The sequence below is a fragment of the Algoriphagus sp. AGSA1 genome, from assembly GCF_021390545.1.
GTDB lineage: Bacteria > Bacteroidota > Bacteroidia > Cytophagales > Cyclobacteriaceae > Algoriphagus.
Window position 1 is genome coordinate 17,480 of sequence record NZ_JAJUWR010000051.1, and the last position, 11,709, is coordinate 29,188.

Genomic DNA, 11,709 nt, shown 5'->3' on the forward strand with positions numbered 1-11,709 from the left:
AATTTTTATATTTTTCGAATTGTAATAAACCCAGAATTGAAAAACTCCGTTTCCATAGTGCTTTTACTTTGCTTTGCCCTGTATCACTTTGGATACTATGCATTCTATTTTTCCTATGATCAACATATAGAGCGTAAATGGCAGGACAAAATCTACGGAGACACTCAGGAAGAGTTCCAAGACAGGTTGATTGAAATCCCACTGTCAGCACCATACATGCCCAATCAAGAAGAATTCCAAGCTACAAATGCTTCCTTTGAAAAGGATGGGGTTTTTTATCGAGCCATCAAGCAACGCTATCAAAACGACACCTTGCAGATAGTCGTGGTGCCGGATATGGACCGTGGAATTCTCGATCGCACAGTGAAAAAATGGATTTCGTTTTTGACCGAGGACGATTCCTCCCAAGATCAATCTGGAGGCGTTTTAGTCAAGTTATTAGTGAAAGATTATATACAGACCAATCATTTTTCGTTTATATCCAATACAGACTCACCAAGTGAATGTGTCATTGGCTTTGTTTTTTATCCCTATTTAAACCCTGCTGAAGGGATAGCCTCACCTCCCCCCCGGTTTTCTTGATTTTACCTATTTCCATCTTCACTTGATTTAAGTGCAGGATGATTCGTGGCTTTCCCTTTTTAGTTCGGGATAAAAGTTGCGTATTCCTATATGTTAAAAAATCAAAAGGTCTCAAGTGAATCTGCGTGGCAAATTCTTTCCACTGAAGGATGATTTTCGCCAGGCAAGATTCTATCCCGGTTTTGGGAAAAAAAATGACCACAAAAAATCAATTATAAATACATGAAAGAATCTTTCAGGGCATTTTTCTTCCTCTGCTGGGGGTTGGGGATGTCCCATATATCCTGGGCACAAATGCCCACAGATGGCCTGATGATGGCCAAAGGTGAAATCTGTTTCCTGCTCAATTTTGAATATGGGGAATTTGATCATTATTGGGAAGGAGAGACCCTTCGGAAAAATGGAACCATAGCCAAGGTACAAAGGAGAACTGCCATGGTGATGGCGGCCTATGGAATAACCAAAAAGTTGGATGTATATGCAGGCCTTCCTTATGTGAGTACTAATTCTACCACCCCGAACGGAGGAAAGTTTGCGGGTACTTCGGGCATGCAAGATCTTGCCCTGGGGCTCAAGTACGAGGCGCTCAGGCTCAAGCGGGATAAGGGGGAATTGACGGCATTTGGCTCTGTCCTTTTTTCCACTCCTGTGTCCAATTACCTTTCTGATTACCAGCCTTACAGTATAGGGATAGGAGCTCCCCAGATAGCTTGGAGAGGAATCGTAGAGTACGAGTGGAACAACGGATTCTACGCCAGAGGGCTAGGAGGCTATATCTGGAAAGGCTACACAGAAGCTGAGCGGGAATATTACTACAACGATGGAAGTTACTTTACCTCTTGGATGGACGTTCCTAGTGCTTGGACTTATGAGGCAGTAGTGGGTAAATGGTTTATGAGTAAATCCCTTAGAACTGAATTCAGCTATAATTCTTCCCGATCGACTTCCGGTGACGATATCCGAGCCTATAATGCCCCTCAACCTACTAATAGAGTAAATATGGACCGCATAGGTGTATTTGCCCAATATTTCTTCAATAACCCAAAGGGACTGGGCTTGGTAGCTTCTTACAGTAGGGTAATTAACGGCCGGAATGCACCTGAATTGTCTGTATTCAGTGCCGGAGTTACGTATCAGTTTGGCCTTTTCTCAACTAAAAATTAAACGGATGAAAATACTTCGACTATTGTTGGTAGTACCGGTTGCCCTGTTCACTGTGACGGGATGCAATATGGATTTAACTACAGAATTGGAATTTGAGAGCTATGAGTTTTCAGGGATTGATCAGGATGCAGGTACATGGAAACCGATTCTGATTGCCTCAGGAAGTGACATTTCTATTGATGAGCCTACAGCCGAGAACTCCCAAGAGTTTTTGGCAGAAGTGGCCGGAGTGAAATCGAGAATAGCATCCAGTTCCAGTGATGAAAAGAAAAATGTGGATCACTGGACCAATAATGCTGTTATCCGCTGGAACGAAGTTGCGCTGGGTCTTATTGCCAAATATAATTTGATACCGGGCCCGAATGAGGATGACTCATATACACTTCCCAATCCGGCTAATCCGGCAGGGCCTCCGGCCTTTCCATTTGCGCACCCTCCCTATGCAAGTAGGGCTTTGGCTTATCTTTCTGTGGCGCAATACGACGGATTGATTTCTGCTTGGCACTACAAATTTCTTTATCAAAGGCCGGCTCCGTATAAGGTAGATGCCGAGATCCCACATGCTTACGTTTCCAATAATTTGCCTTCTTATCCATCCGAGGGTGCGGTATTGGCAACAGTATCAAGAAAGATATTGACAGCTATGTTTCCTTTAGAAGCTGACTACTTGCAAGAACTAGAGCAGCGGCACTTGGAAAGCTTGATTTTGGCGGGAGAAAATGTGCCGAGTGATGTGGAAGCAGGAAAGAAAATAGGAGAGGAGATTGCCAATATCGCACTTGCAAGAGCTTCAAATGATGGGATGAAAAATGCCCAGGCACCAAAGGCAGTTTCCGATTCTCTGAGAGCAGCCGCATTTGAGCGGTTTGGCTGGCAATGGGAAAATCTGGAAAGCCCGGCACGACCGGTTGGTTTAACCCCTTTATTTGGCCAAGTGAAAATGTGGAATGTCCAAAATGTAGAGGACACGAGACCAGGGGTTCCGCCTGCTCCCGGTTCTGAAGCATTCAATAGGGATGTGAAGATCTTGCAGGACTATGCTGATAATGTCACCCAAGAGCGTAGAAAAATCGCGAATTTCTGGCAAGATGGTCTTGGTACCTATACACCTCCCGGGCACTGGAATGACATAGCGGGTGAATTTATCCTCAAATACAGGCTTAATTCCATACGCACTGCCCGGGTATTTGCCTATATGAATATGGCGATCATGGATGGAGGTGTCAGTTGCTGGGATGCCAAGTTCTATTACTATTATCCTAGACCTATCCAGATGATCAAGGATTTCGAGACTATTGCAGGTACGCCAAACTTCCCTGCCTACACCTCAGGACATTCTGTGTTTTCGGCTGCGGCAGCAGAAGTATTGACCTATCTCTTTCCTCAGGAAGGAAATGTCTTTCAGGAGTGGGCGGAAGAAGCTGCTATCTCTAGGGTTTACGGAGGTATTCACTGGACTTTTGATGCTACTGTAGGGACTGCACAGGGTAGAAATGTAGCCCAATACACCATTGACGTCGCCAGATCTGACGGCGCGGATAACTAATCATTAGACAATAAAATAAATGGAAAAATATACCAAAATACTATTCGCTACTGCCGTATTGACTTTAGCATATATTAATTCTTATGCCCAGGGCTGTGTGGCTATCAGGCAATTTTCCGGGGTAGGTACTACCACAGGTCAAGTGGGCGGACAGTTGGCCGGGGACTGGAACCTCGCTTTGAACTACCGATATTTCAAATCTTTCCGGCATTTCAGCGGAAAAGAGGAACATCCACATCGAGTGGAGCAAGGAACAGAAGTGATCAATAAATCCCATTTTGTGGATCTTGCGGTAAATTACTCCTTTACCGATAGGTTTTTTGGCTCGTTGATTCTTCCTTTTGTCACCCATGACAGATCTTCCATGTATGAGCATGGTGGAAATCCTCCCAATGGACTGGGAGAACGTCACCACACCAGTGTTAGTGGGATAGCGGATATGCGTCTGTCGGCTAATTATTGGCTTATCAGTCCGGCAAAAGCCCAGCATGGAAATGTATCCATGGGACTGGGGATCAAACTGCCTACCGGAGCCTATGGTGCGGAGGGGATGTTTTATAACCAGGGACCTGATCGGAATATTGACAGAATAGCTGTGTTGGATCAATCCATCCAGCCCGGTGACGGAGGTGTGGGCGCCACATTGGATGTACAGGGTTTTTATATGCTTTCCCATAGTGTGGTTTTGAGTGGAAGTCTTTTTTATCTGGCTAATCCCAAAGCTACCAATGGAGTCTTGAGAAGGGGAGGAGATGCCGGAACTCCCGAATTTGACGAGTTTTCGGTACCCGATCAGTATGCCGTCCGAATAGGAGCTACCTACATGACCCCAATGCCGGGAATCAGTATTTACGGTGGAGGGAGAATGGAATGCCTTACGTCCACAGACCTTTTTGGAAGCAGCGAGGGTTATAGAAGACCGGGGTATGTGATCTCTGTGGAGCCGGGGTTGACTTACAGCAAGGGCAATTTTGCCGCATTGGTGTCAGTACCGTTGGCAGTGGAAAGAAACAGAACCAAAAGTTTTTCGGATAAGATAAGGGATAGACATGGAGACGCTGCATTTGCGGATTATATGATCAATGTAGGCTTGGCTTGGAGAATACCTAGCAAAACCTCAGAGGTGTTTAATTCACTTTAATCCTACTAACCCCAAAGGCAGTGCTGCTTTTGGGGTTTTGTTTCTTTATCCCTAGTGCCAATTTCCTTTGAAATGGATTTTCCAGAGTTCGCTGGGAATTTATGCCTTGCCTAGGGAGATAGCTGAGTTCATCACCTTCTGAATAAATAGTTTTATGAGACTCTTGTTTTACTGTGGTTTAGGCTTCTTGTTGCTGTTTGAATTTCTGAAGATTTATTTCATTATGCCTTTTCCTGGCAGTCAGCAATGGGACAGTATTGATTTTGCTTACTTCCTGCACCGCAATAAATTAGGTTTTTGGATTGTTGCTTTGCTTTTGGTTGTCATTGGGCTCAAACCGGCCATTTCCGGTTCAAAAAAGTGGATTCCTTTCCTTTGTCTGTTACTCACTGTCGGACTTATCGGAATTTTCAATTTCAAAATGGCCGCTGATGTCATGTTTGAAGAACCCAAAGAGCTTAGTTTTCTCAACCGGGATTCTTTTGAAGGCAACGACAGTACCTTGGTTATTGCCATTCGGCATCGTGAAGAAGCGAAGGCATATCCTATCCGCTATATAGTCTATCACCATCAGGTGAGGGATAGCTTGGCAGGTAATCCTGTGATGGTGACCTACTGTTCTGTATGTCGTACTGGACGGGTTTATTCTCCACTTGTCGGTGGAAAAGCCGAAAAATTCCGGTTGGTGGGCATGGATCATTTCAATGCCATGTTTGAAGATTCAGAGACAGGAAGCTGGTGGCAGCAGGCTACCGGAGAAGCTATTGCCGGTAAGTTGAAAGGAGAAAAACTGGATGAAATCGAATCCACACAGTTGACTGCCGGAGCTTTTTTCAAAGCCTTTCCGCAAGGAGTGATTATGGACGGAGATCAAAATTTCATTTCAAAATACGATTCCTTGGGGAAATTTGAAAAAGGGAAAAGCGAAGGCAAACTTACAGGGACAGATCCTTTTTCTTGGAATGAGAAATCATGGGTGATAGGTGTTGACCTGCAAAGTGGTGCGAAAGCTTACGATTGGAACGAACTTCAAAATAATCGTTCAATCCGTGACCAAATAGGAGATCAGGATATTGTGATCCTTTTGCATGAAGACACCCAAAGTTTTGCGGTCTATGAGATTCCTTCCTTCACAGGGATCCACCTCTGGACTGGAGATACACTTTATCTGGATTCAGATGCTTATTCGTTTACCGGAAAATCTCTGGATTCTAGCCGAACAGATCTGAAGCGCCTCAAAGCTTACCAGGAATTCTGGCATAGCTGGAGGACTTTCAGGCCTAATACTAAAAGATACAACTAAGCTAAACATGCCCCACATCCCACTAGAAGAGCATCTTCCCGGAATCACCGGACTGCTCGAATACAGAAAAGACACTGCCCAGCCGATCAGAGAGTTGACCCAACTGCTCATGAGAGGACCTTCCTCTTTGACAGAGGCGGAGCGGGAATTAATTGCCACGATTGTTTCCCATGGGAATGAGTGCAAATTCTGCACCACTGCCCATGCGGAAACTGTCAATGAGTTGCTGCATGAATGCGATACGGTACAGCAAGTTTTGGAGGACGTGGAGTCAGCTTCTGTTTCCGAGAAAATGAAAGCCCTGCTAATTATTGCAAGGCAGACGCAGCAAAGTGGGAAAAATGTGACCATCGCTCATATCCAGCGGGCAAAAGAAGCCGGAGCTACGGATCTGGAGATACACGATACCGTATTGATCTCAGCTCTTTTTTGCCTGTATAATAGGTATGTGGATGGACTTGGTACCAAGCTTCCAAAGGACAATTCTTACTTCAAATCCCTTGCCGAACGGTTGACCACTCAAGGTTATCATCGGAATCCCGGTGGATATGAACATCTCAAAAACAACAAGTAACAAAACTTGACCCAAAATGAAAAAAAAGCTAGTTATGTTGTTAATTCTAGGCTTATCGAGTCTAGCGTTAAGTGCCCAAACCAAACTGACCGGGACAGTTGCAGGTGCTGAATCCGGCGAAGGTATCATAGGAGCTTCTATCTTGATTCAGGGAAAACTGACCGGGACAGTGACTGACGGGGCAGGAAATTTTGAATTATCCACCGCAGTTAAACTCCCTCTTGTTTTGGAGATTTCATATGTGGGATACCAAAAAGCAATCATTGAAGTACAGACTTCAGCACCAATTGTGGTGAAATTAACCCCTTCTATAGAATTACTCAGCGAGGTAGTTTTCTCCGCTTCCCGAATAGAAGAATCGATTTTCCAATCTCCTGTGAGTATAGAAAAAATGGATATCAAGACCATCCGCGAATCAGCTTCCATGAATTTTTATGAAGGGATCCAAAATCTCAAGGGAGTGGAATTGGTGACCAGCGGGCTGACCTACAAACAGATCAATACCAGAGGCTTCAACAGTATAGGAAACCCGCGTATGTTACAGTTGGTGGACGGAGTGGACAATCAGACTCCTGGGCTGAATTTTGCGGTGGGTAATCTTTTTGGTTCCAACGACCTGGATATGGAAAGTGTCGAACTAATTCCTGGAGCAGCTTCCGCCCTTTACGGCCCGGTCGCATTCAATGGTGTATTGATGATGCGGACCAAAGACCCGTTCCTCTATCAGGGATTAAGTGTGCAGGCAAAGACAGGGATCAACCATGTAAATGACGCTAATGCTGATCCAAGCGGTGTTTATGATTTTTCTATTCGCTATGCCAAAGCCTTCAGTAATAAGTTCGCTTTCAAACTGAATGCTTCCTATTTCGCAGGTCTGGATTGGTATGCGACCAACTATGTGGATATTGATGCCCAAACTTCGCCGGAGTTTCGGGGGGACAATAATCCTGCAAGAGACGCGCTCAATATTTATGGAGATGAAGTGGCTAGAACCTTGCCGGGAATAGGCAGAGTATCCCGAACCGGCTATGAGGAAAAAGACCTGATGAATTACGATTCTAAAGGGATAGGTTTCAATACCTCGCTCCATTATCGGATTAATGAAAACATGGAAGTCATCTATGGATATCAAGCTGGCCAAGGACGGGCAGCTTACACGGGAAGTAACCGATTTATGCTAAATAACTTCTTGTTGCAGCAACATAAATTAGAGCTGAAAGGGTCTAACTTTTTTGTAAGGGGATATCTTATTGCCGAAAATTCCAATGATTCTTATAATACAAGAGCGCTAGGACAGCATATCAACCGTACCTGGGTGCGGGATTTGAACGGGCAGGTTGTTTCTTCCGACCAGGCTGACAATACGTGGTTTACCCGATATGAAGCTGCTTTCAACGGAGACATACCGAGTGTGGAGGCAGGAAATCACAGCTTTGCCAGATCGTTTGCAGATGAGGGAAGACTAGTTCCTGGTTCTCAAAATTACAATGCAGAGAAAGACCGCCTGATCCAAGTGCAAGGGTTAGCAGGAGCAGGAATATTAAGTCAGAGTAAGTATTACCATGCCGAAGGACAGTATGATTTTAGCAACAAAATCAAATTTGCGGATATTTTGGTCGGGGGTAATTTCAGGCTTTATGACATGTTTACTAATGGAACGTTGTATGATGACCTGAACAAAGATGTCAAAATCAGAGAAGGGGGTGCTTTTGTCCAGATTTCCAAGCGACTTGTTGATGATAAACTGAAGCTTACTTTCTCTGAGCGATATGATAAAAATGAAAACTTCCAGGGAAGGTTAACCCCAAGAATATCAGCTGTGTTTTCTCCTTCAGAAAAGCACAGCTTTCGTTCTTCCTTCCAAAGTGGCTTCAGAAATCCCACTCCAGGGGACCAATATATTTTCTTAAATGTCGGCCCTATTATCATTTTGGGAGGTGTTCCGAGTAACAGTGAAGGACTCAATGTTTATGAGAACTCATATACTTCTGCTTCAGTTGGAGTTTTTGGGTCAGCATTTGGCCAAGCAGTAGGCTCAGGCACTCCTCCTTCAGATGCTTTGATGAGTAACTTGAATCTGCTGGAAAAATCTGACGTGGACTACATCAAGCCCGAGCGTATTTCTACCTTTGAAGTTGGATATCGGGGGCTATGGGTGGATAATCTCTCTGTGGATTTTAACTACTACTATAGCCGCTATACTGACTTCATCATCAATACGGTAGTCATCAGACCTGATAGCGAAATTTTGCTGGAAAATGGCGATTATAATCCGGCCGCCGCAATGGATATTCTCAATGGTAACATTCAGGCGTTTCAGCTCTATACCAATGCTTCAGATGTGGTTTCTTCTCAGGGCGCTACGTTAGGCTTGAATTACCTATTGCCTAGAGGGTATTCTTTGGCAGTTAATGGTACTTGGGCATCTTTTGACCTGATGGAAGCAGACGCAAACAATATCCCAGCTTTTAACACACCGGAATTCCGTACCGGGGTCACATTTGGAAACCCTGCATTGACCAAGCGGTTAGGATTCAATGTTGCTTGGAGATGGCAGGATGCTTTTGACTGGAGTGGGACGCTGACCCAGTTGCAGCCGGGGAAAATTGATGCTTATTCAATGGTGGATGCGCAACTCAGCTACAGACTTCCACAATTGAAATCTTTTGTGAAGCTCGGTGCCAACAATTTGTTTGACAATCAGGTGTTTCAAGCATTTGGGTCTCCGACTGTAGGTGGATTATACTACATCAGTTTGACATTTGATGAGATGTTTCGGTAATGGAATCGACGATAACCATACCTAGCGATTCCGAAGTGGGCAGAGACAAGATCTCTGTTTACCTTTGGAGTGTTTTCCTGATTTGTTTTTTTGGAAATGCAAGTGCGGGGACGATATCAACGATCGCCTCAGTTTATTTGCCTGTTATCGCAGATCAATTGGCAAATGCAGGTTCAGCAGAACAAATCTATGAAATCAGTGCCTATATCAATGCCCTTTATCTGGCCGGCTGGGCGATAGGAGGAATGACATGGGGATTAATCTCTGATAAAATCGGCAGAGCAAAATCACTGGCGATGTGCCTGGGTACAGTAGGGATATTTACCTTTTGTGTATCATATGCCGGTTCATGGGAAGTTGTCGTTGGGCTCAGGCTGTTAGGTGGGATAGCTGTGGGTGGCGTGATGGTCATCACAATGACCTTGTTATCTGAGGTTTGGCCAGCCAAAACCCGCTCAGTGGTGATGGGGATAGTTTCAATCGGGTTTCCGGTGGGGATATTCTCTTCCGGATTGGTCAATCTTTGGGTGAATGATTGGAGACAGGCATTTTTTATTGGAGCATTCCCTCTTATCCTGGCAGCGATTTCTTCTGTACATTTAAAAGAGTCCCCCAAATGGAAGCTTTCCCAACTGAATATTGTAGGTACCGAACCCCAAAAGAATTCTCATTTTAAAGCACCGGGACTGATTCATGGTGCGGTGGTTTTTGGAAGCATGTTGATCGCACTTTGGTCAGCGTTTTCCTGGATGCCTACTTGGGTACAAAGTTTACTGCAGGAGTCATCAGGCCAGACAGAGCGTGGATCAGTGATGATGATTTTGGGTTTTGGGGGAATCCTAGGAGGGATACTTTCAGGGTGGATTGTAAAAGTGATTGGAATAAGAAAATCTATGTTGATTTGCTTTTCCGGAGCACTGGGTATTTCCATCCTGCTTTATGGCTTTACTCAGGAATTCTCCATGTGGATTTATCCCGCTATTACCTGCCTTTCCTTTTTCTTTGGAATTAGTCAGGGATTACTTTCCTTTTACATCCCACAACTTTTTGCAATTGAGATTCGAGCTGGGGCAACAGGTTTTTGTTTCAATGCAGGAAGGGTGATCACAGCCTTAGCCGTCTTTTCTCTAGGGTCATTGGTAGTGTACCTTGGTGGATACGGTAACGCCCTTCTGCTTTTTTCAGGATTCCTACTAGTCGGATTTTTCTTTGTTTTAGTCAGCAAATCTCCTTCACAGCAAAATAATCAATAATCCATGGCCTTTATCAATTTAGAAAATAAGCTTTCAGGCATTAGAAGTTTGGTGAAATATCGACCGGAAACCGGAAGACATTTGTATGCATTGGTCAGGGTACTACTGACGGGTGACTCCTCACTGAGCAAGGGAGAAAGAGAGCTGATAGCAGCCTTTGTCTCCAGTCGTAACGGATGTGTGTTTTGTACTGAAAGCCACGCTTCGGCAGCCCGGATTCTCTTTGAAAACCACGCGCAAGTAGTTGATGAGGTTTTGGAAAATGGAGCATCTGATAATTTAAGTTTAAAAATGAATGCCCTCCTGCTACTGGCAGGGAAGGTACAAATAAGTGGAAAGGAAGTTAGACCAGAGGATATTGAAAGAGCCAAGAATTCTGGCGCAACTGACCTTGAAATCCATGATGCTGTACTCATTTCGGCAGTCTTTTGTCTTTTCAACCGCTATGTCGATGGCTTGGGCACTCCCCTTCCTGAGAATTCATCTGATTTTATTGAGATGGGGCATCACATGGTCTCCAATCAATATCAGTTTCATACCAATCCAAATCCTTAAGTTATGGCATACATTCATGTACCTGAAAATCTCCCTGGAATCCGTGGGCTAATGGCCTTCAGACCGGATACCGCCAAACACCTAAACCAACTCGCAGAGGAGCTGCTCAGGTCGGAAAATTCACTTACACGAGGTGAGCGAGAGTTGATCGCAACACATGTTTCTTACCTGAATGACTGCTTTTACTGCCAGCATGCCCATCAAGCATTGGCAGGGCATTATCTTGAATGTGATTTTGAGAAGTTGGATGAAATCAAAGCAAATCCTGATCGGGCTAATCTTTCGTCCAAAATGAAAGCCTTGCTCAAGATCGCAGGAAGTGTTCAAAAAGGGGGACTTCACGTTTCTTCAGATCAAATTGATGCAGCCAAACATGAAGGGGCTACAGACCGTGAAATTCACGATACGGTTTTAATTGCCGCCGCTTTTTGTATGTTCAATCGCTATGTGGACGGACTGGGGACAGAAGCTCCCTTGGATAGGGAGTTCTACGTAAACCGCGCCGAAAGCAGGGCAATTGAGGGATATGCAAATTATAACCCCGAGAATTAGTCAATTCGTGTCAATAGTTTTGGGAGTCTGACTTTTTCATATTCCTGAAGGTACTTTGACTTCTTTTTCCTGACTTCGACAGTCGTCAGTCCCATTTCATTATAATTAACTGACAAACAGTGTTTTAGTGTTTTAGACTTGTCGTTTTGGGTGTCCTGGGGGTGTTTTTGATTACTTTTAGACATGTTTGTCCGCAAGAAACCTAATAAAAGTGGCAAGATCAGTGTACAGGTAATTGAGAAAATCAAGGGCAAATA

At 44.4% G+C, this 11,709-nt stretch carries 11 protein-coding genes; 10 read left to right on the forward strand and 1 reads right to left on the reverse strand.

Features of this window, described 5'->3' with window-relative positions:
- The first annotated feature begins 36 nt into the window (after window positions 1-36).
- The 10 genes from LZF95_RS24745 (at window position 37) to LZF95_RS24790 (ending at window position 11,452) form a co-directional block, all read left to right on the forward strand.
- Complete coding sequence (locus LZF95_RS24745) at window positions 37-582, forward strand: hypothetical protein (RefSeq protein ID WP_233758078.1); 546 nt, start codon at window positions 37-39, stop codon at window positions 580-582.
- 222 nt (window positions 583-804) lie between these two features.
- A complete protein-coding gene (locus LZF95_RS24750) occupies window positions 805-1,746 on the forward strand; it encodes a transporter (RefSeq protein WP_233758079.1) in 942 nt (313 codons plus the stop codon).
- A 4-nt stretch (window positions 1,747-1,750) separates the two neighbouring features.
- Window positions 1,751-3,292: a phosphatase PAP2 family protein gene (locus tag LZF95_RS24755; protein ID WP_233758080.1), complete on the forward strand. Its 1,542-nt coding sequence runs from the start codon at window positions 1,751-1,753 to the stop codon at window positions 3,290-3,292.
- A gap of 19 nt (window positions 3,293-3,311) precedes the next feature.
- Window positions 3,312-4,433 carry a transporter gene (locus tag LZF95_RS24760; RefSeq protein ID WP_233758081.1) on the forward strand — a complete coding sequence of 374 codons (1,122 nt, stop codon included), beginning with the start codon at window positions 3,312-3,314 and terminating at the stop codon, window positions 4,431-4,433.
- 154 nt (window positions 4,434-4,587) lie between these two features.
- Entirely contained in the window at window positions 4,588-5,736 is a 1,149-nt protein-coding gene (locus LZF95_RS24765) for a DUF3179 domain-containing (seleno)protein (RefSeq protein ID WP_233758082.1), read from the forward strand.
- A gap of 7 nt (window positions 5,737-5,743) precedes the next feature.
- The gene (locus LZF95_RS24770; protein WP_233758083.1) at window positions 5,744-6,310 is read left to right on the forward strand and encodes a carboxymuconolactone decarboxylase family protein; all 567 of its coding nucleotides are present in this window, start codon (window positions 5,744-5,746) and stop codon (window positions 6,308-6,310) included.
- A gap of 16 nt (window positions 6,311-6,326) precedes the next feature.
- On the forward strand, window positions 6,327-9,092 hold the full coding sequence (locus LZF95_RS24775; RefSeq protein ID WP_233758085.1) for a TonB-dependent receptor: 2,766 nt from the start codon (window positions 6,327-6,329) through the stop codon (window positions 9,090-9,092).
- Window positions 9,092-10,345 carry an MFS transporter gene (locus tag LZF95_RS24780; RefSeq protein WP_233758086.1) on the forward strand — a complete coding sequence of 418 codons (1,254 nt, stop codon included), beginning with the start codon at window positions 9,092-9,094 and terminating at the stop codon, window positions 10,343-10,345. Before LZF95_RS24775 ends, LZF95_RS24780 begins: the two co-directional genes overlap by 1 nt.
- 3 nt (window positions 10,346-10,348) lie before the next feature.
- Window positions 10,349-10,900, forward strand: a complete 552-nt coding sequence (locus LZF95_RS24785) for a carboxymuconolactone decarboxylase family protein (protein WP_233758088.1) — start codon at window positions 10,349-10,351, stop codon at window positions 10,898-10,900.
- A gap of 3 nt (window positions 10,901-10,903) precedes the next feature.
- The gene (locus tag LZF95_RS24790; RefSeq protein WP_233758090.1) at window positions 10,904-11,452 is read left to right on the forward strand and encodes a carboxymuconolactone decarboxylase family protein; all 549 of its coding nucleotides are present in this window, start codon (window positions 10,904-10,906) and stop codon (window positions 11,450-11,452) included.
- Here the strand turns inward: LZF95_RS24790 and LZF95_RS24795 are convergent.
- Window positions 11,449-11,709: hypothetical protein (locus tag LZF95_RS24795; protein ID WP_233758091.1), on the reverse strand; the 261-nt coding region annotated here is incomplete at its 5' end. The genes LZF95_RS24790 and LZF95_RS24795 overlap by 4 nt on opposite strands.